25 protein-coding genes and 1 tRNA gene are annotated in these 25,003 nt (G+C 62.5%); 9 read left to right on the forward strand and 17 right to left on the reverse strand.

The features are described from left to right. Positions 1-486 precede the first annotated feature (486 nt). On the reverse strand, positions 487-1,842 hold the full coding sequence (hmgA, locus tag MA07_RS12085; RefSeq protein WP_036350846.1) for a homogentisate 1,2-dioxygenase: 1,356 nt from the start codon (positions 1,840-1,842) through the stop codon (positions 487-489). A 59-nt stretch (positions 1,843-1,901) separates the two neighbouring features. On the opposite strand from hmgA, the gene MA07_RS12090 reads away from it, so the two are divergent. Then, positions 1,902-2,360 (forward strand): MarR family winged helix-turn-helix transcriptional regulator, encoded by a 459-nt coding sequence (locus MA07_RS12090; protein ID WP_036350849.1) that lies wholly within the window; start codon positions 1,902-1,904, stop codon positions 2,358-2,360. 15 nt (positions 2,361-2,375) lie between these two features. On the opposite strand, the gene hemN is transcribed toward MA07_RS12090, so the two are convergent. After that, on the reverse strand, positions 2,376-3,728 hold the full coding sequence (gene hemN, locus MA07_RS12095; protein ID WP_036350850.1) for an oxygen-independent coproporphyrinogen III oxidase: 1,353 nt from the start codon (positions 3,726-3,728) through the stop codon (positions 2,376-2,378). A gap of 346 nt (positions 3,729-4,074) precedes the next feature. Between hemN and MA07_RS12100 the strand changes: the two genes are divergently transcribed. Beyond that, entirely contained in the window at positions 4,075-4,458 is a 384-nt protein-coding gene (locus MA07_RS12100) for a hypothetical protein (RefSeq protein WP_036350852.1), read from the forward strand. A gap of 125 nt (positions 4,459-4,583) precedes the next feature. On the opposite strand, the gene MA07_RS12105 is transcribed toward MA07_RS12100, so the two are convergent. From MA07_RS12105 to MA07_RS12115, 3 genes are all read right to left on the reverse strand, one after another. After that, positions 4,584-5,765 (reverse strand): NnrS family protein, encoded by a 1,182-nt coding sequence (locus MA07_RS12105; protein ID WP_036350854.1) that lies wholly within the window; start codon positions 5,763-5,765, stop codon positions 4,584-4,586. After that, positions 5,765-7,210, reverse strand: a complete 1,446-nt coding sequence (gene ccoG / locus MA07_RS12110; RefSeq protein ID WP_052003111.1) for a cytochrome c oxidase accessory protein CcoG — start codon at positions 7,208-7,210, stop codon at positions 5,765-5,767. The genes MA07_RS12105 and ccoG overlap by 1 nt, the downstream gene beginning before the upstream one ends. A 71-nt stretch (positions 7,211-7,281) precedes the next feature. Then, positions 7,282-7,734 (reverse strand): pseudoazurin, encoded by a 453-nt coding sequence (locus MA07_RS12115; protein ID WP_036350857.1) that lies wholly within the window; start codon positions 7,732-7,734, stop codon positions 7,282-7,284. A gap of 283 nt (positions 7,735-8,017) precedes the next feature. On the opposite strand from MA07_RS12115, the gene MA07_RS12120 reads away from it, so the two are divergent. Next, on the forward strand, positions 8,018-8,716 hold the full coding sequence (locus MA07_RS12120; protein WP_036350859.1) for a Crp/Fnr family transcriptional regulator: 699 nt from the start codon (positions 8,018-8,020) through the stop codon (positions 8,714-8,716). Between the two features lie 14 nt (positions 8,717-8,730). Here MA07_RS12120 and MA07_RS12125 read toward each other — a convergent pair whose 3' ends face one another. Beyond that, entirely contained in the window at positions 8,731-8,985 is a 255-nt protein-coding gene (locus MA07_RS12125; RefSeq protein WP_036351325.1) for a DUF1858 domain-containing protein, read from the reverse strand. 216 nt (positions 8,986-9,201) lie between these two features. Here MA07_RS12125 and MA07_RS12130 point away from each other — a divergent pair, with 216 nt between their 5' ends. Then, positions 9,202-9,450, forward strand: coding sequence for a DUF2249 domain-containing protein (locus MA07_RS12130; protein WP_036350862.1), 249 nt, complete (start codon positions 9,202-9,204; stop codon positions 9,448-9,450). 76 nt (positions 9,451-9,526) lie between these two features. Here MA07_RS12130 and MA07_RS30485 read toward each other — a convergent pair whose 3' ends face one another. Then, the gene (locus MA07_RS30485; RefSeq protein WP_200879360.1) at positions 9,527-9,682 is read right to left on the reverse strand and encodes a hypothetical protein; all 156 of its coding nucleotides are present in this window, start codon (positions 9,680-9,682) and stop codon (positions 9,527-9,529) included. 282 nt (positions 9,683-9,964) lie between these two features. Between MA07_RS30485 and MA07_RS12135 the strand changes: the two genes are divergently transcribed. From MA07_RS12135 to nirK, 5 genes are all read left to right on the forward strand, one after another. Beyond that, a complete protein-coding gene (locus MA07_RS12135; protein WP_036350864.1) occupies positions 9,965-10,417 on the forward strand; it encodes a cytochrome c in 453 nt (150 codons plus the stop codon). A 16-nt stretch (positions 10,418-10,433) separates the two neighbouring features. Continuing rightward, entirely contained in the window at positions 10,434-11,780 is a 1,347-nt protein-coding gene (locus MA07_RS12140) for a nitric-oxide reductase large subunit (RefSeq protein ID WP_036350865.1), read from the forward strand. Positions 11,781-11,842: 62 nt separating this feature from the next. Then, a complete protein-coding gene (locus tag MA07_RS12145; protein ID WP_036350867.1) occupies positions 11,843-12,655 on the forward strand; it encodes a CbbQ/NirQ/NorQ/GpvN family protein in 813 nt (270 codons plus the stop codon). 14 nt (positions 12,656-12,669) lie between these two features. Next, complete coding sequence (locus MA07_RS12150; RefSeq protein WP_036350869.1) at positions 12,670-14,583, forward strand: VWA domain-containing protein; 1,914 nt, start codon at positions 12,670-12,672, stop codon at positions 14,581-14,583. 216 nt (positions 14,584-14,799) lie between these two features. Then, positions 14,800-15,903: a copper-containing nitrite reductase gene (gene nirK / locus MA07_RS12155; protein ID WP_081928946.1), complete on the forward strand. Its 1,104-nt coding sequence runs from the start codon at positions 14,800-14,802 to the stop codon at positions 15,901-15,903. Positions 15,904-15,971: 68 nt separating this feature from the next. On the opposite strand, the gene glp is transcribed toward nirK, so the two are convergent. From glp to MA07_RS12205, 10 genes are all read right to left on the reverse strand, one after another. Further along, entirely contained in the window at positions 15,972-17,237 is a 1,266-nt protein-coding gene (gene glp / locus MA07_RS12160; protein ID WP_052003112.1) for a gephyrin-like molybdotransferase Glp, read from the reverse strand. Next, complete coding sequence (locus MA07_RS12165; protein WP_036350871.1) at positions 17,234-17,782, reverse strand: DUF4142 domain-containing protein; 549 nt, start codon at positions 17,780-17,782, stop codon at positions 17,234-17,236. The genes glp and MA07_RS12165 overlap by 4 nt, the downstream gene beginning before the upstream one ends. 4 nt (positions 17,783-17,786) lie before the next feature. Continuing rightward, on the reverse strand, positions 17,787-18,404 hold the full coding sequence (locus MA07_RS12170) for a NapC/NirT family cytochrome c (protein WP_036350872.1): 618 nt from the start codon (positions 18,402-18,404) through the stop codon (positions 17,787-17,789). Beyond that, positions 18,404-18,877 (reverse strand): nitrate reductase cytochrome c-type subunit, encoded by a 474-nt coding sequence (locus MA07_RS12175; RefSeq protein WP_036350875.1) that lies wholly within the window; start codon positions 18,875-18,877, stop codon positions 18,404-18,406. Before MA07_RS12175 ends, MA07_RS12170 begins: the two co-directional genes overlap by 1 nt. Next, positions 18,874-21,393: a periplasmic nitrate reductase subunit alpha gene (gene napA / locus MA07_RS12180; RefSeq protein ID WP_036350877.1), complete on the reverse strand. Its 2,520-nt coding sequence runs from the start codon at positions 21,391-21,393 to the stop codon at positions 18,874-18,876. Before napA ends, MA07_RS12175 begins: the two co-directional genes overlap by 4 nt. A 4-nt stretch (positions 21,394-21,397) precedes the next feature. After that, positions 21,398-21,655 carry a chaperone NapD gene (locus MA07_RS12185; protein WP_036350879.1) on the reverse strand — a complete coding sequence of 86 codons (258 nt, stop codon included), beginning with the start codon at positions 21,653-21,655 and terminating at the stop codon, positions 21,398-21,400. Then, positions 21,652-21,939 (reverse strand): 4Fe-4S binding protein, encoded by a 288-nt coding sequence (locus MA07_RS12190; protein ID WP_052003113.1) that lies wholly within the window; start codon positions 21,937-21,939, stop codon positions 21,652-21,654. The genes MA07_RS12185 and MA07_RS12190 overlap by 4 nt, the downstream gene beginning before the upstream one ends. A gap of 13 nt (positions 21,940-21,952) precedes the next feature. Beyond that, on the reverse strand, positions 21,953-22,117 hold the full coding sequence (locus MA07_RS12195; RefSeq protein WP_036350881.1) for a periplasmic nitrate reductase, NapE protein: 165 nt from the start codon (positions 22,115-22,117) through the stop codon (positions 21,953-21,955). A gap of 783 nt (positions 22,118-22,900) precedes the next feature. Continuing rightward, a tRNA-Lys gene (locus MA07_RS12200) sits at positions 22,901-22,976 on the reverse strand. A 287-nt stretch (positions 22,977-23,263) separates the two neighbouring features. After that, positions 23,264-24,826, reverse strand: coding sequence for a 2-isopropylmalate synthase (locus MA07_RS12205; protein WP_036350883.1), 1,563 nt, complete (start codon positions 24,824-24,826; stop codon positions 23,264-23,266). Positions 24,827-25,003: the final 177 nt, after the last annotated feature.

A 25,003-nucleotide genomic window follows, 5' to 3' on the forward strand; every position in this document is an offset into this window, starting at 1 on the left:
GATCGAGCGCGCTTAGAAATGACAATGGCTCTGCAAAGGATTTTATCGGCAGGGGATCTATGTCCCCCGCCTGCAGGGCAGCAGCAGAACGATTTTGCTCAGGCGCTGTGCTGCTCGATTGAGTGCGTCGTGCGACCGGAGCGCCTTCTCTCACGCCTCAGGCGTTTCATCAGTGCAATGGACGCAACCATCGTGCGTTCGAGTTCAGCCAGAACGTTGTTCGTATCCGGCGCGAGCGAGTGGTTCTTTCGTTCCATTTTCATCAGCAGCTTGTTCCGCATTACCCGTGTTCTGCAGGCGCGCGATGCCGGCACCTGTGGGAGAAGCAAAGCGTTGCAGTGCGGCCGCAATGTGGCAGGTCTTCACGGGCCGGGATCGGCAACGATATAGCTGCCGCGCAAAACCTCGCTGCAGGCAACATTCTGGTCATAAGTGAAAGCCGCCAGGATCCGAGATCCTGGCGGCTTTCATGAAGCATCGGCTGTCTCAGCGCTGATTTGGATTGAAGTGCTTCTTCAGCTTGTGGCCGTAAGATGCGTAATCCTTCTGCAACGACTCGGTCTCGGCCGCGAAGGCGGTCACTTTCTGCGGGAAGCGCGTCTCGAACATGAAGGCCATCGTGCCTTCCAGCTTGTGGGGTTTCAGTTCCACGTTGCTCGCCTTCTCGAACGCATCCATGTCCGGCCCGTGCGGCAGCATGGTGTTGTGCAGCGATATGCCGCCCGGCACGAAGCCACCGCCCGTCTTGGCATCGTACACGCCGTAGATCAGGCCCATGAACTCGCTCATCACGTTCATGTGGTACCAGGGCGGCCGGAAGGTGTTCTCCGCCACCAGCCACCGCTCAGGGAAAATCACGAAGTCGATGTTGGCCGTTCCGGCCGTTTCGGACGGCGAGGTCAGTACCGTGAAGATCGACGGATCCGCGTGGTCGTAGAGCACCGGCCCCACCGGCGAATAGCGCCGCAGGTCGTACTTGTAAGGCGCGTAGTTGCCGTGCCAGGCCACCACGTCGAGCGGCGAGTGATCCATGTCGGCCACCCAGAGCGTGCCGCCCCATTTCACATACATCTTCGAGGGTGCATCCCGGTCCTCGTAAGCCGCCACCGGCGTGAGGAAGTCGCGCGGGTTCGCCAGGCAGTTGGCCCCGATCGGCCCACGCTCCGGCAGGGTGAAGGCGCCGCCGTAATTCTCGCACAGATAGCCCCGTGCCGGACCGTCCGTGAGCTCCACCCGGATCTTCACGCCACGCGGGATCACGGCGATCTCGCCCGGCTCGATGTCGATGACGCCGAATTCGGTCGAGAGCCGTAACGAGCCCTGCTGCGGCACGAAGAGCAGCTCGCCATCGGCATTGTAGAAGTACTCGTCCGCCATCGAGCGGGTGATCAGATAGACATGCGCCCCCATGCCAGCCTGTGAGCCGGCATCTCCCGCCGTGGTGATGGTGCGGATGCCCTCCAGGAACGAGACGGGCTCATCGGGGATCGGGATCGGGTCCCAGCGCATGGGCGGGATGGGCACCTCCACCTCGGGGGCCGGCGCCGTGCGCCACAGGCCGATATCGGCCTTCCGGAACTGGCCCCAATGGGACACCGTCGGGCGAATGCGGTAGAGCCAGGAGCGCTCGTTGGTCGTGCGCGGCGCCGTGAAGGGCGAACCCGAGAGCTGCTCGGCGTAAAGCCCATAAGCGCATTTCTGGGGCGAGTTACGCCCGATGGGCAGGGCGCCGGGCAGCGCCTCGGTCTCGAAGCCGTTGCCGAAACCGGACATGTAGCCGGGCTGGATGGCGCTCTCGATCCGTTCGGAAGGCTGATTCAGGGGCGGGTTCTGGACATTCATAGGCATGACCTCCACAGTTGGTCACGAATGTAACTATCCATTTTGTAACCAACAACCCGATGGCCAAACTCCAGCTCGAAGCCTTCCTGCCCTACCGGCTCAACCGGATCGCAGCCACGATCTCCCAGGATTTCCGCTCCGTCTATGGCCCGCACCACGACCTGACGATCCCGGAATGGCGGGTGCTGGCCACGCTGGGGCAGTTCGAGCAGATGAGCGCCAAGGGGATCGGCCGGCACTCGGCCATGCACAAGACCAAGGTCAGCCGGGCGGTGCGGGCCCTGGAGGAGCGGCGCTGGCTCAGGCGCCGTCCGAGCGAGGAGGACCGGCGCGAGGAGATCCTGACGCTGACAACCCTCGGCCAGAAGTCCTACCTGGAGATCGTGCCCAAGGCTCTCGCCTTCGAAGGCCGCCTGCTGGACCAGCTCGGACCAGGGGCTGAACCCCTTCTTGAGGCCCTGAAACACCTCGAAGCGATCTTCAGGGTCGCAGAAAATACAGAGGACGTTGAGACCTGATGTCCCGCCGCACGGTCAAACCGCACGGCTATGGGTGCGTCCGGAGGCGCCGAGATAGGCGTCGAAGGCGGAGGCGACGCTCCTGACCAGGAAGCGGGCATTGTCGTTGACGGACAGGATATTGCCCTCCAACCGGATGACACCGTCGGCCTGCAGCGCACGCAGCTTCGGGACCGCCTGCAGGATGGCCTCGGGAGCGGTCTCGTGCTGGCGGCAGACCTGGCCCACATCGACCCGGAAGTCGCACATGACACGCTCGATGAGATCGGCCCGCAGGCGATCATCGGCTGTCAGCGCATAGCCCTTCGCCGTCGCCAGTTCCCCACGCTGGATGCGCTCGGCGTACCGGCCGAGCACGACCTCGTTCTGGGCGTAGCCCTGGGTCAGCCGGCCGATGGCGGAGGCGCCGAAGCCAATCAGCACATCGCTCGGATCGGTCGTGTAGCCCTGGAAGTTCCGGTGCAGCACACCCTCACCCTGAGCCTGCGCCATGGAATCGTCCGGCAGGGCGTAATGATCGAGGCCGATCCGGCGGTATCCGGCGCCCACCAAGGCCTCAGCAATGGCCTCAGCCTGGGCATAGCGGGCCTCGCCGTCGGGCAGTGCGGCCTCATCGATCTTGCGCTGGTGCTTCTTGAACGAGGGCACATGCGCATAGCCGAAGACGGAGAAGCGCTCGGGGCGAAGCGCGATGCTCTGGCGGACTGTCTCGATGCAGGACTCCACCGTCTGGTGCGGAAGGCCGTAGATGAGATCGAAATTGATGCCGCGGATGCCCGACTCCCGCAGGCCTTCCGTCGCCCGGGCCGTCTGCTCGAGACTCTGAATGCGGTTGATGGCGCGCTGAACGACCGGATCGAAGCTCTGGACGCCCAAGCTCGCACGGTTGACGCCTGCATCCCCCAGAGCTTTCGTCATCGTCTTCGTCAGGGTGCGGGGATCGATTTCGATCGCGATTTCCGCGGAGCCGTCGATGACGAACCTCTGCCTCATGAGGGCCACAAGGCCGAGAAGCTCGGACGGCTCCATGATGGTCGGGGTCCCGCCGCCGAAATGCACGTGCCGAACGGCCAGAGGACGGGTCAGCCGATCCGCCACAAGCTCGATCTCGCGACGGAGTACGGCGAGATAGTCGACGATCGGCGCATCGCGCTGCGTGATGGTGGTGTGGCAGCCGCAATACCAGCACATAGAGCGGCAGAACGGGACATGCAGGTAGAGCGAGGCTGTCGCGTCCGCCGGGAGTGAGGCAAGCCATTGCCCGTAGGCCTCGCAACCGACGGCGTCTGAGAATTGCGGCGCCGTGGGGTAGCTCGTGTAGCGGGGAAGCCGCTCCTCGCCATACCGGGCTCTCAGGTCGTGTCGCATTGGAATCCTCACAGGGTCATGTGCTGCGATGCAGCTTCGCAACGCAGATCCGGATACCCGGATGTACCGGACTCTGCCCCCAGGTTCTTTGACCTCGGTCAAGTCTGGGTATACGTCGCGGCCGTTCAGAGGACGCCGGCCCTGCACTCCCCCGGAACGTCTCAGGACGATCAGCCTACGTTGACTTTTATCCTAAGAGTCTCGGGGGTGCAGCTTGCCTCCGCGTTAAGGACCGACACTGGCGCAGCTCCACCACTTTAGCGGTACGGAGAACCCATTCGGGCTGTCCCCGGTTGAATTCACTGCCGTGAACCACATGACCCGAAGGAGGAAGGAGGCGTGTGTCATGGTCGAAGCAAGGGTTGGCGTGAAGGTCTCCGACGACCGGCAGACGGTGACGATTGAGATCGGCTCCACGGCTGGACCGTCTCACCCGGTCGGGCTCGACCTCAAGCAGCTCACGAAGCTGATCCAACTGCTTGGCCAAGCGAGGTCCCGCATGGTCGAGGGCTCACAGAAGCTTCCGCTCGACGGGAGGACGGTTGAAACGGTGATAGAGCCGCCCTGGTATGTGCAGGTCGCAAGCATCGACGGCTCGCTGCTCGCATTCGATCATCCGTCCTATGGGCCCCTCGCCTTCGCAATACCCAGAGAGGATGTCGTCCGGATCGTGCGTATCCTGAACGAACATCTCACACTTCCAGCTGGTCATCCCGCGAAGCCAAGCTAGGTTCTTCCCTCAAGAGCAGCGGAGCCTTGGACAGTCCTTACCTTGTTGTCCAACCCTCGAGCACCTCCATGACTCCGGACGGGAGATCCCTTGCTCCCATATACGCTTAGCCGGTCTGCAACCTTTCAGGTGATCACGCGGGGGCGGGTGAAAACTCTCCAGTACGCGAGCGCGAATCCCACAAAGGCGCCGGTCCATGCCGCACCGGCGAAATGCAGGAGCACATCGTTCCAGCTCGGATGGATCGCGGCGCAAACCCGGGCTAGGGTAGCGACGACCGCCATCGAATAGAGAACCTGCACGGCTGCAGTTGCGGCGAGCGCCCTGCCCGTGTGACCGAGGCTCGCCCGGGACATCACCGCCAAGGTCATCACGCCCATGGCGCCGCCCGTCCAGGCATGGATCCCTCCGGCCGCCGGAAGCATGCTCAGAGACGCAAGTCCGGTCAGAATGAAGCCGAGCGGCACGAATGTGTAAGCGACGTGCAGGATCAGGACGAGCCGGTCACGCCAGGTGCCGTCCCCCGCCCAACGCGCCATTCGCACCATCTGGAGCAGCCCGGCGGCAATCAGGGCCGCTCCGGTCGCGCTATGGTCGGGCACGGCAACCCACGCGAGGAGGGCGACACAGGCGGTGACAACGGAAACGACATCGAAGCGCCCGAACGGTGCCGGCAAGCGACCCGGGTTCTCCCGCGCGAGCCAGTTGCGCGTGAAGCTTGGGATGATGCGGCCGCCGATCAGCATGATCAGCATCATCGTGGCGGCAATTCCGACGCGGGTTCCGTACTCCGCCGTCCCGTGAATATGTGCCTCGATGTGGAAGGTGATGTTGCCGATGATCAGAGCGCCTAGCGCGATCAGCACCTTGAGATTGCGCCAGTTCTTTCCCTTTACGATTTCGCGGATCATGGCCGCGCCGACAAGCAGCAGGAACGCGTTGTCGATCAGCGCCGCAGCCTCCCAGCCCGTCGAGGCGGAAACGGTCACAGCGACGCGTCCGGCTGCCCAGACGAGCACGAGGACGAGCAGCGGCCGCCCTTGCAGCGGCATGCTCCCGGTCCAGTTCGGGACCGCCGTCAACAGGAAGCCTGTGATCACAGCCGAGAGATAGCCGTAGAGCATCTCGTGAATGTGCCAGTCACGTGGTGCAAAGGCGGTCGAAAGTTCCAGTTCGCCATAGAACATCGGCAGCCAAGCAAGGATCGCAAGGCCGGCATAGAGAGAGCCGAAGAGGAAGAACGGCCGGAAACCATATGAGAGCAGTGCGGGGCCGTCGTAGTCCCGCAGGCGTGGGATTGGAGCCATCATCGACCTCCTTCAAATGGAATGAAAACATCCTGCGCCGTCACGGCAGCGCCCGATGCGACGTCGGTCGCCGTGAATGCAATGGGCTGCCTGCCATCCGCAGGGGCGGTCACGAGCACGCGCAACTCCCGCGTCGCATCGGAGGCGACGCTCACCGGGCCATCCTCGCCAACGACCTCGACGGTCGCTGCCGGCAGTCCGGTCACAACGAGCCGGAACGAGCGCTCCCTGTCCGCTTTGTTGTAGAGCCGCACCGCGTAGCCGTTCCGGGTTCGCCCGTCGGAGAGCCTCACGGCAACTGGATTGCGGTCGTGGATGACGGTAACCTTGGCGTCGCTCCTCATGGAGAGGCTGACGGCCATGACACCGACGAGCGCCACCACAGACAACCCGAGACCAACAGTCTTCGGTCTGATCACCCGGATGCGAACAGGTTCCCTCCGGCGCTCCCGCTCGATGTTCGACCAAGCCACGTAATCAATGAGCCCGCGCGGGCGGCTGAGCTTCGCCATGGTCGTGTCGCAGGCATCCACGCATAGGCCACAGTTGATACAGGCGAAATTCGGGCCCTCGCGGATGTCGATGCCGATCGGGCAGACGTTCACGCATTGCATACAGTCGACGCAATCCCCGGCAGGTTCGCCCTTTGCCCTGAGTTCCAAAGCTTTCTTTGCAGAAGCACGGGGCTCACCCCGGTGGTCACGATAGTTGACTGTCAGCGCCTCGGGATCCCAGATCGCGCCCTGGAGGCGCGGCCACGGGCACATCCAGGTGCAGACCTGCTCGCGGGCGAAGCCGGCCAGGGTGTAGGTGGTGCAGGTCAGGATGCAGACCCACGCATAGGCGAGCGTGGACGCACGGCCGGTTGCGAGATCAGCCAGAACTGTCGGCGCGTCGGTGAAATAGAGCACGAAGGCTCCCCCGGTGAGCATGGAGATGAGGAGCCAGCTCGCGTGCTTAAGCCCGATCTCGAGGATGCGCCTCGGTGTAAGCGGCGCGCCGTGTTTCTTCAGGCGCTCCCTGCGGTCGCCCTCGATCATACGTTCGATGAGCAGGAACAGGTCGGTCCACACGGTCTGGGGGCAGAAATAGCCGCACCAGATCCGGCCTGCGACGGCGTTGAGCCAGACGAGGACCAGGGTCGCCAGGATCAGCAGGCCCGTGAGGTAGTAGACCTCCTGCGGCCAGATCTCGATAAAGAAAAAGTGGAGGCGCCCGCGCTCGAAGTCGAGCAGAACGGCCTGATCGGGCTGACCGGGACCCCGCGTCCAACGGACGAACGGCAATATGTAGTAGACGGCCAGACAGCAGACCAGCGCGGCCCACTTCAGGCGGCGGTAGCGGCCCGAGACGGATTGCGGGACGACGCGCTCTGCGATGGTGCCGCGCTTCGGCTTGCGCAGATGGGCGCGCTCAGGCTTGAAGCTGATATCGAGAGTGGCCATCGGGTGTCCCGGAACATGGACGCCGCCGCAACACAAAGGTCGCGACGGCGTAATGGATCATGTCGAAAGGCTTACTTCGCAGCGGTCTGGGTCGCGAGCTTGTCGAAGAGATTGCCGAACACCTGCTTGGCCTTGCCCGGATGGGTGGCAGCCTTCGCCTGATCCGCATTCGTCGGCTCGCCAACCACGATCATGCCGACCATGCCCATGCCGTAATGCGGCTTGCACTTGTAGCCGTACACACCGGGCTTGTCGAAGGTGATCGCCACTTCCTCGTTCATCTTGCCCACGAAGGTCTTGCCGCCTTCAGGGATCATCGTGTCGATCGTCTCCACATTGTGTCCCTTGTCCGAAGCCAGGAACTTGACCGTGTCGCCCGGATTGATCTTCACGAACGCCGGCTCGAACACCATGACACCCTCGGTGCCCTTGTTCAGCATCTTGATCTCGACTTCGGCCGCGCCGGCGGCACCGGCAAAGCCGATGGCCGTCACGAGAGCGCCGAGTACGATAAACTTCCGCATGATCCTTCTCCTTCGGAAAAACTGGCGAGCCTGACCGGCTCTTGAGGAGAAGTCATACGAGCATTCCCGGAAAGATATTTGAGCTACAGCAAACAGACCGCCTGTTCCCGGCTGGACAGGAATTCTCCTAAGGACAATTCCTGAGGACGCCTGGATCCAGGGCAGCGAGGGACCTGTTTTTGAGATAGCTCAATGACTGTTGAAAGGTTGTGTATCAGGTTCTGCTCATAGCAGGCGCCGGATCTCCGGCGTCTCTCCTGATTGCTGCGCCGGAGCCCATTACATGCCCGTCCTGGACAAGTCCCTGGTTGCTGCTCTCCCCATGTTTTCAGGCATGGAGGACAGCGATCTCGACGCAATCCTGAAAGAGGCTCAATCGGTGCGGTACCCGAAGGGCTCAAGCGTCTTTCAGCAGGACGATGAGGCCCACTCCTTTTTCCTCCTTCTTCACGGGCATCTGAGGGTCATGAAGGTCACGCCCGACGGGCAGCAGGTGGTGGTACGCTTCGTCACGGCCGGCGAGATGTTCGGGATCGCCATGGCCATGGGACGGAAAACATACCCGGCGACCGCTATCGCGGTCGTCGACAGTGTTGCGCTGGTCTGGCCCGCTGCGGCCTGGCCGCGCCTCGTCGCAAAGCACCCCTCTCTCGCCGTCAACACGATCCAGACCGTCGGCAGCCGGCTCCATGATGCCCATACCCGGGTCATCGAAATGTCTACCGAACAGGTCGAACGCCGGGTCGCCCATGCTCTCCTGCGGCTCGTCCAACAGGCAGGCCGGAAGGGCGAGAACGGGATCCAGATCGACTTTCCGATTTCACGACAGGACGTCGCGGAAATGACGGCGACGACGCTTCATACGGTCAGCCGGATCCTGAGCGCCTGGGAGGATCAGGGGCTTGTGGAAAGCGGACGTCAGAAGATCTCGATCCGAAATCCGCACAAGCTGTTCATGATCGCAGAAGGCGCCTCTGCTTAAAGGCCGGTCCCCTCTCATGCCGGCCATCGCGCGCCGATGGTCTCCCGCTCCCTCGCACCGGCGGGTTCGGGCGCCTGCGCGATGATGGCGCTCAGCTCCGCCAGGAACTCATCCTGATCGACCCCGTGCTCGCGGCAGGCGTCGCTGATCGTGTGGAAGCAGGTGATCGGACAACCGACGCAATGCATCTTACGATCCAGGAATGCACGGATCGTCATGGGCCATTGCCGCATCACGTCGTCGACATACAGGGTGGCTGAAACAGGCATCATCGCCTCCGGGTGACTTGGTTCGTTCAATATGAAGCAATCTTGCCGGATCTCAGGTTGATGTCTTTGCGCAACATCAACAAGACCGGCGTCAGACGCCAATCAGTCGCCTGTTTGAGGTGGGGCAAAGAAAGACTTCATCTTTCGAGCGAGAGTGCCCGCTGCCTGACGGTCCCGGCTGGATCATCTCGTCCGCTCGGCAAGGAGCACCTTCCGATGTCTACATCCAAGGCCAACGACACAATTCTCGACGTTCGTCAGATCATGCCCCACATGCGGCACCCTTTGATCTTCGATACATTCGATCAACTTGAGCCGGGCAAGAGCTTCCTGGTCGTGAACGATCACGATCCAAGGCCCCTGCTCTACCGCTTCGGTATCAACTATCCGGGCAAGTTCGACTGGGATTATGTGGCAAAAGGTCCAGAGATCTGGAAGGTCCGCATCAGCCGCGAAGCTGAGTAAACCCAAAGCGCTTCACACGCAGTATCATTGACTGCGGGAGCAAGCCACGCTGGAGAGCCGAAGCCCTCCAGCTGAATTATTGTGTCAGGAAGAGAGTCGCGGCGATCACGACGGACATCGTCACGGCCGTGATTGTTCCGGTCAGGCGAAGAACTCCCATCCGGTGAAGCATGATGGCGAAGATGATGATGAGTGGTGTCGCCATCACCAGTCCGACTTGTGCATCGCTCATGACTCAGCTCTCCCGTATTCAGGTCTGCCCTCTCTATGGACCGGAACGGCAACGGCTTGTTTGAGGCAGCGCAACGAGAAAGCATCAAGTTGAAGCTTGTGCCAGAGCAAAGAGAGCTCTGCCCGGTTCTGTAGGTTGCCGACCATCCGCTCTGCGGCCAGCGACCTTCATCCGAGGCATCAGCCATGTTCAGATCATCTGATAGCAAAACCCGCCCTCGCAGCCCTCCTAGTTGTCCCGTGCTGCATTCCTCCTCCCTGACTTTTCTGAAAGGAGCGCGTGATGGCTGAAGTCCTCACCAAATCCGCGGCGAGAAACGTGTTCTATGGGGGCTCGTTCTTCTTCTTCGCCATCTTCGTGGGCCTGACAGCCCACAGTCACTACTACATGAACACCACGTCGACCGACGTAGCGACGCTGAACGACTCCGTCGCCCGCGGAAAACACGTGTGGGAGAAGAACTCCTGCATCAACTGCCACTCCATCCTCGGCGAAGGGGCATATTTCGCCCCCGAACTCGGCAATGTCTGGATTCGCTATGGCGGCAAGGAGGATCCGTCCGGCGCCCGTGAAACGCTGAAGGCCTGGATGGCCGCCCAGCCCACCGGCATCGAAGGACGGCGGCAGATGCCGCAGTTCAACCTGACTGACCAGGAACTCGACGATCTCGCCGATTTCCTGGAATGGACCAGCCGCATCAAGACCCAGAACTGGCCGCCGAACAACGCCGGCTGAGATCAGGATCATCATCATGAAATACCAAACGCAAAAAGTGGCCCTGCTCTACTTCTATGGAGCCTTGGCCCTGTTCATCGCTCAGGTCCTGTTCGGCGTCCTCGCCGGCACGATCTATGTCCTGCCCAACACCCTCTCCGAAATCCTGCCCTTCAACGTCGTCAGGATGATCCACACCAATGCCTTGATCGTCTGGCTGCTGATCGGCTTCATGGGAGCGACCTACTACCTAGTTCCGGAGGAAACCGAGACCGAACTCTTCAGTCCCTTCCTCGCCAAGCTCCAGTTCTGGATGTTCTTCGGCGCGGCTGGTGTTGCCGTGGTCGGATACCTGTTCAAGATCCATGAAGGCCGTGAGTTTCTTGAGCAACCTTTCCTGATCAAGGTCGGTATCGTGGTCGTCTGCCTGATGTTCCTGTTCAACATCACCATGACGGTTCTCAAGGGCCGAAAGACGGTCGTCACCAACATCCTGCTCTTCGGTCTGTGGGGCGTGGCCATCTTCTTCCTGTTCTCCTTCTACAACCCGTCGAACCTGGCGGTGGACAAGATGTACTGGTGGTACATCGTGCACCTGTGGGTCGAGGGCGTGTGGGAGCTGATCATGGCATCCGTGCTCGCCTTCCTGATGATCAAGCTCAACGGCATCGACCGTGAGGTGGTGGAGAAGTGGCTCTATGTCATCGTCGGCATGGCGCTGTTCTCAGGCATCCTCGGCACGGGCCACCACTTCTACTGGATCGGCGCACCCGGCTACTGGCAGTGGATCGGCTCGCTCTTCTCCACCCTCGAGGTCGCACCTTTCTTCACCATGGTGGTCTTCACCTTCCAGATGACCTGGAAGGCCGGCCGCAAGCACCCGAACCGCGCGGCGTTGCTTTGGTCCATCGGCTGCTCGGTGATGGCTTTCTTCGGTGCGGGCGTCTGGGGCTTCCTGCACACCCTGTCGTCGGTGAACTACTACACTCACGGCACGCAGGTCACAGCCGCTCACGGACACCTCGCCTTCTTCGGCGCCTACGTGATGCTCAACCTCGCCGTGATGGCCTATGCCATGCCGCACATCCTCGGCCGCGCTCCATACAACCAGACTCTCAGCATCGTGAGCTTCTGGATCATGTGCACGGCGATGTCGGGCATGACCTTCGCCCTCACCTTCGCGGGCGTCATACAGGTCCACCTCCAGCGCGTTCTTGGCCAGTCCTACATGGACGTCCAGGACCAGCTGGCGCTGTTCTACTGGATCCGCCTCGGCTCGGGCGTACTCGTGCTGATCTCCGCGATCATGTTCGTCTATGCGGTTTTCGTCCCCGGACGCGAGAAGGCTTCACGCCTGGCGCACGGCCTGCAGCCCGCCGAATAACCCCATCACGGGGCGGCCCGCAGAGGCCGCCCCGCCCTCCCCCATGTTTTGAGGACTGACCGATGAAACCTCTTCTTCATGCCGTGCCACAGCCGGAGCTCGACCTTCCCTATTACGTTCCTGCCGGAAACGAATGCACCCTCTTCGAGCTCGCCTGGCGCAAGCGCCTGCCCCTGCTTCTGAAAGGCCCGACCGGATGCGGCAAGACCCGGTTCGTGGCCCATATGGCGGCGAAGCTGGGTCTGCCGCTTCACACCGTCTCCTGCCACGATGACCTCACCGCCGCCGATCTCACCGGCCGCTATCTTCTCAAGGGTGGTGATACCGTGTGGGCGGATGGGCCCCTGACCCGCGCGGTGCGCGAGGGCGGCATCTGCTATCTCGACGAGGTGGTGGAAGCACGAAAGGACGTGACCGTCGTTCTCCACCCGCTCACGGACGATCGCCGCATCCTTCCCCTCGACCGGACAGGCGAGGAGTTGCAGGCACCGCAATCCTTCATGCTGGTCGTGTCCTACAACCCGGGTTACCAGACCCTGCTCAAGTCGCTGAAGCCTTCGACACGGCAGCGCTTCGTGGCTATCGAGTTCGACTTCCTGCCCCTCGAACATGAGGCTGCCGTGGTCGCCTCGGAGAGCGGCCTGTCGACGGACCGCGTGCGTCCGCTCCTGCTGCTGGCCCGTCGCCTGCGGGCGCTCAAAGGGCAGGATCTGGAGGAAGGCGTCTCGACGCGGTTGGTTGTCTATTGCGCCTCCCTCATCGCCGCCGGTGTGCCGGTGAACGAGGCTGTCGCCGCTGCCATGATCGAGCCGCTCACCGACGACCTCGATGTCAAGCAGGCCCTCGTCGAAGTCGCCAGCGCGACATTGGGCTGAACCGGAGAAATGCCATGCTCGACTTTCTGGAACTCGAGGAAACCGTCGGCCAGTTCTGGCACCGCTTGGTAGGAAGAGCAGCGACCTATCCGCGATATCCCGAGCTTGGCGTCTCTCTCGATGAGGTTCGCGCACCGCTGGCGGTGTTCTTCCGTGGACTGGGCGGCGAGGCCGGGGTGCAACTGGCGGGCACCGCCGCCCGCGCTTCGCCCCACCGCCTGAACTTCCGCCAGCGCATCGGGATTGCCGAGGAACGGCTGGAGCAGCCGGGTCGCGATGCGGCCACTCTGTTCTTACCACCTCGCATAGAACTGTTCCCATCGAGTGTGCTCAACCGCTCGCTCTACCTGTGGCTCGCGGCCTACTTCGTCCATGTGCCCCTGGAACCGATCTCCGAGACCGATCCGCTGCGCCGGGATGTCATGATGCTCCGGCGGGTGCAGGAGACCGTGGCTGCCGTTCTGGAGAACTACCCTGGGCTCGCAGAAGTTTATGCCGAGCTTTGCGATGCGATGCGCGCCGCGCGGCCCCAGCGCCCACTCCCGGCTATGGAAGGCAGGATCGAACAAATCGTGCTGTCGCTCCTTGGCGATCAAACTGCAGTGCCGCCGCCGTTGTGGGATGGCGACACGCGAGATCCGGCGCTCGCCGGTCGAGCGCCTGCGGGCTACCAGCCCTTCCTGCCCGTTCCACTCTGGGGCGACGCCTGGGCTCGCGAGGCCGGCGAGCCGAACCGCAACAGCGACGAACCCGCGGCAGCCAGCGACCTCGCCGCCTCGGACACACGCAAGCGTTTTGCCGCCCGCCGCGAGGCGGATCAGGCTCAGCGCAGCGATCCATTCATCCTAAACCGCTTCGAGAAGATCCTGGCGATGGCCGAGATGGTCAACGTCAATCGTCCCTCGGACGACGATGAGGATGACAACGCCGAGAAGGCCCTGGACGAGATGGAGGAAATTCCCCTCTCGAAGCACAAGGGAAAGCCGGCGACCAAGCTCAAGTTCGATCTCGACCTTCCGCCAGAGGCCGTCGACACGACGAGCCTGACGGGGGAGATGACCTATCCGGAATGGGATTATACCCGCAAAGCCTATTGGCCGAACCACTGTCGCGTGCTGACAGCACACGCCGGGGATCAGGGCGAGACATGGGAGGCCGATGAGGAGGCCCGCCGTCGCATCCGGCGCGTCCGCCGCCAGTTCGAAGCCTTGCGGCCCAAACACGAGATCCTGCGGGCGCAGCCGGATGGCGAGGAGCTCGACATCGACGCATTGGTGCGTGCGCGCAGCGACCTGCTCGCCGGTGGCTCCGGCTCGGACCGCGTACACCTCGCCAGCAAGCGTCAGGCGCACGATCTTGCCGTGACCCTGCTGGTCGACGTCTCACTGTCCACCGACGCCTGGGTGGACAATCGGCGCGTGCTCGATGTGGAGAAGGAGGCCTTGCTGGTTCTGGCACATGGATTGGCGGCATGTGGCGACTCCCACTCCATCATGACTTTCACGTCGCGCCGCCGTTCCTGGATACGCGTGGAGACTGTGAAGGATTTCGACGAGCCGATGGGTGCGGCAGTCGAGCGACGCATATCGGCGCTGAAGCCCGGCTACTACACCCGCATCGGAACCGGCATCCGCCACGCAACGGCCAAACTGGCGGAGCGCCCTAATCGGCAACGTCTTCTGCTGGTACTCACCGATGGCAAGCCCAATGACATCGATTACTACGAGGGCCGGTTTGGCATCGAGGATACGCGTCGTGCTGTCATGGAAGCGCGGCGCGCCGGCGTGACCGTGTTCGGAGTGACGGTGGATCGGGAGGCGCAGTCATACTTCCCCACCCTCTTTGGTCGCGGCGGTTATGCCATAGTCAATCAGGTGGCGAAGCTGCCCTCCGCTCTGCCGGCCATTTATCGCCAGCTCGTTCGCTAGGATCCTTTCTTCACTTAAAGGCAAGAGGCAGGCTCGGACAATCCGAGCCTGCCTCTCAACGTTTATCAGACACTCAAGGTGCCGCCTACGTATTTGTCCGTAACAGCACTCTTGTTTGCGCCGCAGCAAATAAGCCCTCGAGCTCCCATCGTACAACAACTTCATCCGATGACGGACCACAACGATCCGCCAGGCGGTCCCAAACAGGAGATGACGATGAAGACCATGACACTCTCGGGACGCCGGCCGCTGCTCGCGACCGCTGCCGTTCTTGCGCTTGGCGCAGCGGCTCTGCTGACCCAGCCCCTGCCTGCTTATGCAGGCGACAGGGTCGCCGCAGCCACCCCGCATGTCCACACCAAGACGGATGCAAGCGCGGGTCCCGTGAACATCGTGCGCCTGCCCACCGACTTGCCTGGTCCCATCGGGAAACGTGGCCCGCAGCGCGTCAAGGTCGATCTGGAAACCACCGAAGTGACAGGCCAGCTGGCTGACGGCACGACCTATCACTACTGGACCTTCAACAACAAGGTTCCCGGTCCCTTCGTCCGCGTCCGCGTCGGCGACACGGTCGAAGTCAAGATGAAGAATGCCGAAGACAGCCTGATGATGCACAATGTCGACTTCCATGCGGTCACGGGTCCAGGCGGCGGCGCGAAGGCCACCGAGGCGGCTCCCGGCGAAACCCGCGGCTTTGAGTTCAAGGCTCTGAACCCCGGTCTCTACGTCTACCACTGCGCCACTCCCACGGTCGCTCAGCACATTGCAAACGGCATGTACGGCATGATCCTGGTGGAGCCGGAGGAAGGACTGCCGAAGGTCGATCACGAGTTCTACGTCATGCAGGGCGAGATCTACACCGAGCAGGCCTACGGCACTCCCGGCCACGCGGATGAGAGCATCGACAAGCTCCTCAGCGAACGTCCCGAGTACTTCATCTTCAACGGCAGCACCGATGCCCTGAAGAAGAACCCGCTCAAGGCCAAAGTTGGCGAGACGGTCCGGATCTACTTCGGCGTGGGCGGCCCGAACTACACTTCGTCCTTCCACGTGATCGGCGAGATCTTCGATAAGGCCTATCCGATGGCATCGCTCAGCTCGCCGATGAAGGATGTCCAGACGATCACCACTCCTCCCGGTGGCGCGAGCGTTGTGGACTTCAAGGTCGAGGTACCCGGCAACTACATCCTAGTCGATCATGCTCTCAGCCGCGTCGAGCGCGGACTGGCCGGCATCCTCCAGGTCGAAGGGCCGCAGAACGAGGCGATCTTCAAGGACTACAACCCGCAGAAGTCTGCCCAGTCGAAGGGCGGCCACTAGAACAGATAAAAAGGAGCGGCCGCATCCCTGGCCCGGGCGCAAGCCCGGGCCATTTCGTTTGAGGGATTTTAAACTGAGAAACCGTCCCGAAAGGGATGAAACGTGACTTGGTCGCCCTCGGCAACAGGTGCATGCAGCGGTTCGATACGCACGAGTCCATCCGCAGCGACGAGGGGTTTGAGCCGGGCCGAGCCTCCACGGCCAAGAATCTCAACCGCCGAGCTGCCGTCGATTTGAACGATGCGCGCGGGCGCAAACTCTGTTCGCCCCGGCCGTCGGTTGAAGGCATGCATCAGCGGGAGGCGCATGCCGGAGAGAGGACGTGCCCGGCGTCCGTCCAGGGCGGCCAATACGGCACTTCCGAGGTGCAGCCATGACACGAGGGCTGCCACCGGGTTACCCGGGAGACCAAGATAGGTTGCCGACCCTATGCCTCCAACCACCGCAGGCTTGCCGGGCTTGAGCGCAATCTTGAGGGTTTCGCCTCCTCCGCGAGCCCCGACGAGCGCAACCATGGAGTGGTCCTCGTCACCAACCGAAACACCGCCCGTCGTGACGATCAGGTCGCAGCAGCGGGCAAGCTCCGAGAGGGCTCCGGCAATCAGTTGCGGATCGTCCCGTACGATCCCCCCGTCCAGAACATCGGCTCCTGACTCGCGCGCAAGCGCAAGGATCATCGGGCGGTTGGAATCGAAGAACGAGCTTTCGCCCAGCCGCTCCCCGTGGGCCCGCAACTCGCTGCCCGTCGAGAGAACCCCGATTCGAATCCTGCGCCGGACCCATGTCCGTTCGTATCCTTGTGCGGCGAGCAGCGCCACATGACGGGCATCGATGGGCTCGCCCGGTTGGAGCAGCGCCTCCCCGACCTCGACGTCCTCGCCGCGCCTGCGGATGTTGTCACCCGATCTGGCCATCCGGGTCAGGATGATCCTGCCACTGGCACGGGTGACATTCTCCTGCATCACCACTGTGTCGGCGCCACGGGGGATCCTTGCGCCTGTGAGAATGCGCAGAGCGCTTCCTTGCGGCAGGGGTAGTTCCTCATCGCCAGCCGCCATGCGGCCGGCGACAGCCAGGGAAGTGCCCGACGGCAATCCGTCACCCGCCCTCAGAGCATAGCCATCCATGGCCGACTGATCGAATGGCGGCAGCGGCAGAACCGATACCACCGGCTCCGCCAAGATCCGACCCAGGGCTTGGCCGAGAAGAACCTCCTCGCGCTCACGGATGACAGTGGCATATGCCGCCGCCCGGGAGCAGGCCTGCTCGATCGAGATCAGGCCATCGGGACAGTCGCAGGGAAGGGCCTTGGCGGATTCCGTGACCCCGCTCAAGGCTTGACCGCTTCGTACATCTTCTGCGCGCCTTCCTGCTGCCGCTGCAACTCGGGAAGGACCTGCTCTGCGAAGCCTTTGATCTCGGCGGAAGAGCTACGGCTTGCCGCCTGATAGATCCCGATTTCCTGCCCCAGCGCCTGAAGCTGGATTTCTGCATAGCGCCGGCTGAGCGCGAGGTAGTCGAGCGGCTCCAGGTTTTCGATGATGACCTGGTGTTCGAACTCCTTCACGGACGGGAGCGGAAGATTGCGCTCCTTGGCGAAGGCCTCGATCCGCTGAAGATGACCCAGCCGGAATTCAGCCGCTGTGGCCGCGTAGCTCTTGACCTCGGGTCGCGTCTCGCGGCCGGCTGCCAGCTGGGCCGCCTGGCCCTGCAGGGTCGCCGAGCTGTAGGCCAGCCTCAGGAACTCCTCAGGCGCGATCTGGCGCGTCTGGCCTGCTTCGCCGGATCCACCCTGCCCTTGTGCCCGAACATTCTGCGTCAGTCCCGGCACGGTCGCGCCGAGAACCAATGCCATGATGAGAAGTCGCCGGAGATGCATGAGCTTACTGCCATCCTGGGACGCCGGACATGTCCGGCAGGCGATGCGCGATGCCCTTGTGGCAGTCGATGCAGGTTCTCTGACCGGAGAACAGGAACTGCTCGTGGGCCGACGCGGCACGCGGGTTCTGCTTCGTGAGGTCCATCGACTCGTCACTGTGACAATTGCGGCATTCCAGCGAGTCGTTCGCCTTCATGCGTGTCCATTCGCGCTCGGCCAGATGCTTGCGCATGGACAGGAACTTCTCCCGCGTGTCGATGGACCCGAAGATGTGACCCCAGACCTCCTTCGAGGCCTGCATCTTGCGGGCAATCTTGTTCGTCCATTCGTGCGGAACATGGCAATCGGGGCATGTAGCCCGCACGCCGGAGCGGTTCGTGAAGTGAATGGTGCCTTTCAGTTCTTCAAAGACATTCGCTTCCATCTCGTGGCAGCCCACGCAGAACTTCTCCGTGTTCGTGTATTCGAGCGCGGTGTTGAACCCGCCCCAGAAGATCACGCCGGCCACGAAGCCGCCGAGAGTGAGAAATCCAAGGCTCAAGTAGCCCGGCGGGCTGAGCGCCGTCTTGACCCAGGGATTTCCCCGAAGCCAGCCCCAGGCTCGCGCAATCCTAGATGCCATCAGTGCCTCCCCCGCGCGGGCTGCCGCTCAGGCTCGGTGATGGCGTCCATATCGGTGAAGGTATTCTCGACAAGCGGCTTCGCATTCGTCTGCGGCACGTGACAGGCCACGCAGACATAGCGCCGTGGCGCCAGGCCGCCGAGGGTATTGCCTGCGCGATCCTGGTAGTGCGTGACGCTGATCATCGGCGCCTGGCTCTGCTCGGTGAACTTACGGGCATGGCACGACATGCACTTGTTCGCATTCAGGTCGACGGCATAGCCCTCGATGGAGTGCGGGATCACGGGAGGCTGATCGGGATAGTTGCGACGCACCCGCACGTCGTCGGTCACCTGGCGCTGCATCGGCGGAGCAGGCGTTTCCTTCGTGAACGGCTCGGGTCCCCGCAGGCGCGGCGCGTCCTGCGCAAGGATCGCACCTGCGGCCAGGAACGGGCCGATGCCAACCAGCGCTGCAAAAATTTTCCGCCTCATTGCTGACCTCCCGCATCGGCGCTCGCGACCGCCACAACCTTGACGGCGCATTTCTTGAAATCTGTCTGTTTCGAGATCGGGTCCGTCGCGTCCAGCGTGACCTTGTTGATGAGCTGGCTGGCGTCGAAGAACGGCACGAAGATCAGTCCCGGCGGCACGCGGTTGCGCCCGCGCGTCTCGATGCGGCTGCGGATTTCCCCACGCCGAGAGACGACCTTCACCTCCTGCCCCCGCCTGAGACCGCGCTTGGCGGCGTCGTCCGGATGCATGAACACGACGGCTCCCGAGAAGGCCTTGTAGAGCTCTGGAACGCGCAAGGTCATGGAGCCCGAATGCCAGTGCTCGAGCACACGGCCCGTGACGAGCCACATATCGTATTCGGCATCGGGGGACTCGGCCGGCGGCTCGTAGGGAGCGCCCATGATGTTGGCGCGCTTGTCGGGGTTGCCGTAGAACTGCACTCCGCTGCCCTTCTCGACATAAGGGTCGTAGCCCTCGCGGTAGCGCCAGCGCGTCTCCTGGCCGTTCACGACAGGCCAGCGCAATCCGCGAACCTGATGGTACGTGTCGAAAGGTGCGTAGTCGTGCCCATGACCGGCGCCGAAGCGGGAGAATTCCTCGAACAGACCTTTCTGGACGTAGAAGCCGAACTCTTTCGATTCACGGTTTTCATAAGTCGGATCGAGTTCCGACACCGGGAACTTATCCACGTTGCCGTTTCTGAAGAGAACGTCGAACAGGCTCTTGCCCTTGTACTCCGGATGGGCTTCGAGGATTTCCTTTGTCCATACTTCGTCGGTGGTGAAGCGCTTCGAGAACTCCATCAGCTGCCAGAGGTCGGAACGAGCCTCGCCTGGCGCGTTGACAAGCTGGTGCCAGAAGTGGGTGCGCCGCTCCGCGTTGCCATAGGCGCCCTCCTTTTCCACCCACATGGCGGCTGGCAGGATCAAGTCCGCCGCGATGGCGGTCACAGTCGGATAGGCATCCGATACGACGATGAAATTCGCCGGATTACGATAGCCCGGGTAGGTCTCGTTGTTGGTGTTCGGCGCCGTCTGGAGGTTGTTGTTGACCATGATCCAGTAGGCGTTGAGCTTGCCGTCCTTCAGCATGCGATCCTGCTGCACGGCGTGGTAGCCGACCTTTGCGGGCAGAAGGCCATGCGGCAGCTTCCAGATCTCCTCCGCGTGCTTGCGGTGCTCGGGGTTCGCGACCTGCATGTCGGCCGGCAGGCGGTGGCTGAAGGTGCCGACCTCGCGCGCCGTGCCGCAGGCCGATGGCTGGCCTGTGAGCGAGAACGGCGAGTTGCCGGGCTCCGAAATCTTGCCCGTGAGCAGGTGCAGGTTGTAGACCATGTGGTTGGCCCACACGCCGCGAACGTGCTGGTTGAAGCCCATGGTCCACAGCGACATCACCTTGGTCTTCGGGTCGGCATAGATGCGCGCCAAGGCTTCAAGCTGCTGCTTGGGCACGCCCGACAGTTCCGAGGCCTTCTCGACCGTGTACTGGCTCATGAGCTTCGCATATTCCTCGAAGCTCGTGGGGTTGGAGACCTGCGCGTCGTTGGCGTGCTGCGCCCGCTGCTCCAGAACGTTGTCGGGCCGCAGGCCGTAGCCGATATCGGTATTCGCCAGCCTGAAGTTGCAGTGCTTTTCCACGAACTCGCGACTCACTGCGCCGTTCTGAATGATGTAGTTCGCGATGTAGTTCAGGATCGCGAGGTCCGAGTTCGGCTTGAAGATCACCGACATGTCGGACAGGTCCGTTGTCCGATGCTCGTAGGTGGAGAGCGTCGCGATCTTCACATGCGGATGGCTCAAGCGGCGGTCGGTGACCCGGGTCCACAGGATCGGGTGCATCTCGGCCATGTTCGATCCCCAGAGCACGAAGGCATCGGCATTCTCGAAGTCATCGTAGCAGCCCATCGGCTCGTCCATGCCGAAGGTGCGGATGAAAGCGACGGCAGCGGAGGCCATGCAGTGGCGGGCGTTCGGATCGAGGTTGTTGGAGCGGAAGCCTGCCCGCATCAGTTTGGAGGCCGCATAGCCTTCCCACATGGTCCACTGGCCGGAGCCGAACATGCCGATGGCTTCAGGCCCTTTTTCCTTAAGAACCTTCTTCCATTGCCTGGCCATCTCGTCGAAAGCCCGATCCCATGATACGGGCTGGAACTCGCCATCCTTGGCGAACTGGCCGTTCTTCATGCGCATGAGCGGCTGCGTGAGGCGGTCGTTGCCGTACATGATCTTGGACAGGAAGTAGCCCTTCACGCAGTTGAGGCCGCGATTGACCTCCGCCTGCATGTCGCCGTGGGTGGCGACGACGCGCCCCTCCTTCACGCCGACCATCACGCCGCATCCCGTGCCGCAGAAGCGGCACGGCGCCTTCGACCATTGAAGCTGGATGTCCTCGCCGGTCGGGATGTTCTGAGCCTCGGCGGGGATTGAAACGCCGGCTGCTGCTGCGGCTGCTGCAGCGGCCTGGGTTTTCAGGATGGTACGACGCGTGACGTCCATGGGTTTACTCCCGCTCTTGGACTGGCTCGAAATGGTGGAAGACAAGGGTGGCGGCGAGAACGCCGTCAAGAAGCTGGATGGCATTGATGCGCTCGACGACCTCACTCTCAGTGTCGGTCTCGAGCGTGACGATCAACTTGCCGCTTTCCATGCCGCCATGAACCTCTGCTCCCTCGATCGAACGAAGGCTTTCGAGGATCGACTGAACCCGGTCGGGACGGCTGTGGACGACGAGACTGGAGATGTGACACTCGGCGCTCATGAGACCCTCTCAATGTTGGAAAGACTCATGGCGTTGGCTGGACAGGCCTGGGAGCAGTCACCGCAACCGGTGCAGGCATCGGCGATGATCCTGGGGCGGGCCCCGCCGACGGCGAGTTCGAACCGCACGGCACCGGTCGGACATGCATCGCGGCAGCTCATGCAGGCAATTCCCTGGAAGGTGAAACAGGATTGGCCGATCACGGCCACGGGCGGCCTGGATGGTTCGGCGGCAAACCCGCCGAGAAGAAAGTTGCGGCGCTTGAGGTCCGGGGTCTCGGCCATCGCGAGGCTCCCGTCAGACCGGACCGGGCGGTCCAGTGAACAGGTAGTACATCCAGACTATGAAACCCCAGCCCGCAACGACACCGACGGCAATGAAGGGCCAGATCAGGACAGCCAGAATGAGGAACGTAAGTGCCTCACGTCTTTTATTGCCCGCTTCCAGTGGTTCTGATTTCATTCTTGCGGTCTTCCAAGAAAGGAACCTGGAGTGGTTCCAAACTGATGGAGTACAGCAAAGTTCCGCTGCGCGATTTGATCGACATCAAAGGGTACGATTTTATGATGTGCTCAGAGAGGAGGATGATCTCCTCGACGAGGCTATGATCCGCCTCGCCTGACGATTGCCATTCACCTGATGAGATTCGCCAAGGCGAAGCTGAATGTCGCCATGCTCACCAGGAACCAAGGCCACCATGTCGGAGGAGTTCTGTCACTTCTGTCGATCATAATCGCACCTAATCTCATCGAGGTTCAAAATTTGCCCGATGGCAGCGGACGTGACTTTGATCTGAGGCAAGGAATATTGAATCGATCCGCCGTCCGGCGTGGGCGGGGTACAGGCTCCCCCACAAAGATGAAATGCTGTTATGCACGGCCCTGAGACAAGCGCGGCCCGGCACCGCGCTGTGAATACGGAGTGGCATCCTTGCCTGAATCACGGCCACGAAGAACAGGGCGCCGGAGGCAGTCCAGGAGCCACGTTGCGATACGATTGAAGCTAAGCTGGCGGTGACCAGCACTTGGCCGGCAGGTCCGCTCGCCCTGCGAAGGCCTTTGAGAGCTCCTTGCAATCATTCCTGCCTGAAACCGCCACCGGCTGTGTCATGAGGCTCTGCGCCCCTGGGCCGAGCAGTCTCCAAAGCGCAGCTTTGGGGTAGCCCATCGGATCCAGCCCCACTAGGAGTGGACCGGACGCCTGGCGGCATCCAACCTACGATAACTATGATTTTCTTGCAGAATTTGGTGGGTGATGTAGGGCTCGAACCTACGACCCGCTGATTAAGAGTCAGCTGCTCTACCAACTGAGCTAATCACCCGTCGCCGAAGCGAATTCAGCGGCGCGATGTCCGCTGAAGAGGCCGTGCGTGTAACAAACCGGATGGGGCCTGTCTAGCCCTGTGGGTAAGGTTTTCCGCTCAAGCGAAGGATTTTCGCAATAGCCTGGGGTACGGGCTGGTTTTGCTGCCCTATTCAGCTTCGAACCAGTCCGACCGAGCCTGCAAAGGCCGTGCAAAAGGCGCGCGGCCCGAACCCCCAAGCCTGAGGGTTCGATATGCTGGCATATGCAAGAAAGAGGCCCACGAAGCGGGCCCTTTCCGTCCTATCATTCCGCCGCGTGCTGGGCGTGCAGGCGGGCGCCTCGGCTCATGAGCTTGTTGAGGGCTCCCAGATAGGCCTGGGCGGAGGCCACCAGGGTGTCCGGATCGGCCGCACGGGAGGTGACGCTGCGGTCGTCGGCCGAAAGGCGCACGGAGACCTCGGCTTGAGCATCCGTGCCCTCGGTGACGGCGTGGACCTGATAGAGCTCCAGAACCGCCTCGTGAGGCACCAGGGCCTTGATGACGTTGAAGGTGGCGTCCACCGGGCCGTTGCCCTCCTGCTCCTCCACGACAATCCGGTCATCGACCTGGAGCCGCATGGTGGCGCGCTGCGGGCCGCGGGTGCCGGCCACGATGTGGAGCGAGACCAGCTTGATGCGGTCATGCGCCATGGCGATGTTCTGATCGACCAGCGCCTCGATGTCCTCGTCGTAGACGTGCTTCTTGCGGTCAGCGAGTTCCTTGAAGCGCTCGAAGGCGTCCTGGAACTGGTTGTCCGATAGGCTGTAGCCTAGCTCCTCCAGCTTGTTGCGGAAGGCCGCGCGGCCCGAATGCTTGCCCATCACCAGAGACGTCTTGGAGACGCCGACGCTCTCGGGCGTCATGATCTCGTAGGTCTGGGCGTTCTTGAGCATGCCGTCCTGGTGGATGCCGCTCTCGTGCGCAAAAGCGTTCCGGCCGACGATGGCCTTGTTGTACTGCACCGGGAACGAGGTGGCGGCGGACGCCAGCTTCGACGCGCGGGTCAGCATGGTGGCTTCGATGCCGGTCTCATAGGGCAGCACGTCGCCACGGGTCTTGATCGCCATGACGATCTCTTCCAGGGCCGCGTTGCCGGCGCGCTCGCCGATGCCGTTGAGGGTGCATTCGATCTGCCGTGCGCCGCCTTCCAGGGCCGCGAGGGAGTTGGCGACGGCCAGACCCAGATCGTTGTGGCAATGGGCCGAGAAGATCGCCTTGTCGGCGTTCGGCACACGCTCGCGCACGGCCCGGAACATGGCGCGGTATTCGTCGGGCGTGGCATAGCCCACCGTGTCCGGCAGGTTGATGGTGGTGGCGCCGGCCTTGATGGCGGCTTCCACGCAGCGGCACAGATAATCGATCGGCGTGCGGGTCGCGTCCATGGCGGACCACTCGATGTCCTCGATCAGGTTGCGTGCCTGGGTCACCGTGGTGGTGATGATCTCCAGCACCTCCTCCTCCGACTTGCGCATCTGGTGGGCCAGATGGATCGGGGATGTGGACACGAAGGTGTGGATGCGCGGCCGCGCCGCATGGCGCACGGCCTCGCCGGCGCGCGCGATATCGGCCGAGATGGCGCGGGCGAGGCCCGCGACGGTCGCCCGCTTCACCTGTTTGGCGATCAGCGCCACGGCCTCGAAATCGCCGTTCGACGCGATGGGGAAGCCTGCCTCGATGATGTCGACCCCCATGGTGTCGAGCAGTTCCGCAACCTCGAGCTTCTCCTCCAGGGTCATGGTGGCGCCGGGGCACTGCTCGCCGTCGCGCAGGGTCGTGTCAAAGATCAGAACGCGGTCCTTAGCGGCGCCGGATACGGAAGCGGTCATCAGTTTAGTCCTTCTTGGGAGGAGCCTTAGGGCTCAAGGTTGTTCCTGCTTGTCCAGAACCCCTGAGAGCCCAGGCGGCAACGCCCAGCCGACCCTCAGGGGCAGCTAAGGAGAAGGAGGCCAAGAAGGCGCGCGCGACCGGCCGCGAGAGCGGTGCCGTTCATCCTTGCGCTGGGG

The organism is Microvirga sp. BSC39 (assembly GCF_000739015.1).
GTDB lineage: Bacteria > Pseudomonadota > Alphaproteobacteria > Rhizobiales > Beijerinckiaceae > Microvirga.

What these genes read in the sequence shown, in the direction of transcription:
- hmgA (WP_036350846.1), bottom strand. Translation starts at nt 1,842, where the DNA reads ATGAATGTCCAGAACCCGCCCCTGAATCAGCCTTCCGAACGGATCGAG.
- MA07_RS12090 (WP_036350849.1), top strand. Translation starts at nt 1,902, where the DNA reads ATGGCCAAACTCCAGCTCGAAGCCTTCCTGCCCTACCGGCTCAACCGG.
- hemN (WP_036350850.1), bottom strand. Translation starts at nt 3,728, where the DNA reads ATGCGACACGACCTGAGAGCCCGGTATGGCGAGGAGCGGCTTCCCCGC.
- MA07_RS12100 (WP_036350852.1), top strand. Translation starts at nt 4,075, where the DNA reads ATGGTCGAAGCAAGGGTTGGCGTGAAGGTCTCCGACGACCGGCAGACG.
- MA07_RS12105 (WP_036350854.1), bottom strand. Translation starts at nt 5,765, where the DNA reads ATGGCTCCAATCCCACGCCTGCGGGACTACGACGGCCCCGCACTGCTC.
- ccoG (WP_052003111.1), bottom strand. Translation starts at nt 7,210, where the DNA reads ATGGCCACTCTCGATATCAGCTTCAAGCCTGAGCGCGCCCATCTGCGC.
- MA07_RS12115 (WP_036350857.1), bottom strand. Translation starts at nt 7,734, where the DNA reads ATGCGGAAGTTTATCGTACTCGGCGCTCTCGTGACGGCCATCGGCTTT.
- MA07_RS12120 (WP_036350859.1), top strand. Translation starts at nt 8,018, where the DNA reads ATGCCCGTCCTGGACAAGTCCCTGGTTGCTGCTCTCCCCATGTTTTCA.
- MA07_RS12125 (WP_036351325.1), bottom strand. Translation starts at nt 8,985, where the DNA reads ATGCCTGTTTCAGCCACCCTGTATGTCGACGACGTGATGCGGCAATGG.
- MA07_RS12130 (WP_036350862.1), top strand. Translation starts at nt 9,202, where the DNA reads ATGTCTACATCCAAGGCCAACGACACAATTCTCGACGTTCGTCAGATC.
- MA07_RS30485 (WP_200879360.1), bottom strand. Translation starts at nt 9,682, where the DNA reads ATGAGCGATGCACAAGTCGGACTGGTGATGGCGACACCACTCATCATC.
- MA07_RS12135 (WP_036350864.1), top strand. Translation starts at nt 9,965, where the DNA reads ATGGCTGAAGTCCTCACCAAATCCGCGGCGAGAAACGTGTTCTATGGG.
- MA07_RS12140 (WP_036350865.1), top strand. Translation starts at nt 10,434, where the DNA reads ATGAAATACCAAACGCAAAAAGTGGCCCTGCTCTACTTCTATGGAGCC.
- MA07_RS12145 (WP_036350867.1), top strand. Translation starts at nt 11,843, where the DNA reads ATGAAACCTCTTCTTCATGCCGTGCCACAGCCGGAGCTCGACCTTCCC.
- MA07_RS12150 (WP_036350869.1), top strand. Translation starts at nt 12,670, where the DNA reads ATGCTCGACTTTCTGGAACTCGAGGAAACCGTCGGCCAGTTCTGGCAC.
- nirK (WP_081928946.1), top strand. Translation starts at nt 14,800, where the DNA reads ATGAAGACCATGACACTCTCGGGACGCCGGCCGCTGCTCGCGACCGCT.
- MA07_RS12165 (WP_036350871.1), bottom strand. Translation starts at nt 17,782, where the DNA reads ATGCATCTCCGGCGACTTCTCATCATGGCATTGGTTCTCGGCGCGACC.
- MA07_RS12170 (WP_036350872.1), bottom strand. Translation starts at nt 18,404, where the DNA reads ATGGCATCTAGGATTGCGCGAGCCTGGGGCTGGCTTCGGGGAAATCCC.
- MA07_RS12175 (WP_036350875.1), bottom strand. Translation starts at nt 18,877, where the DNA reads ATGAGGCGGAAAATTTTTGCAGCGCTGGTTGGCATCGGCCCGTTCCTG.
- napA (WP_036350877.1), bottom strand. Translation starts at nt 21,393, where the DNA reads ATGGACGTCACGCGTCGTACCATCCTGAAAACCCAGGCCGCTGCAGCA.
- MA07_RS12185 (WP_036350879.1), bottom strand. Translation starts at nt 21,655, where the DNA reads ATGAGCGCCGAGTGTCACATCTCCAGTCTCGTCGTCCACAGCCGTCCC.
- MA07_RS12190 (WP_052003113.1), bottom strand. Translation starts at nt 21,939, where the DNA reads ATGGCCGAGACCCCGGACCTCAAGCGCCGCAACTTTCTTCTCGGCGGG.
- MA07_RS12195 (WP_036350881.1), bottom strand. Translation starts at nt 22,117, where the DNA reads ATGAAATCAGAACCACTGGAAGCGGGCAATAAAAGACGTGAGGCACTT.
- MA07_RS12205 (WP_036350883.1), bottom strand. Translation starts at nt 24,826, where the DNA reads ATGACCGCTTCCGTATCCGGCGCCGCTAAGGACCGCGTTCTGATCTTT.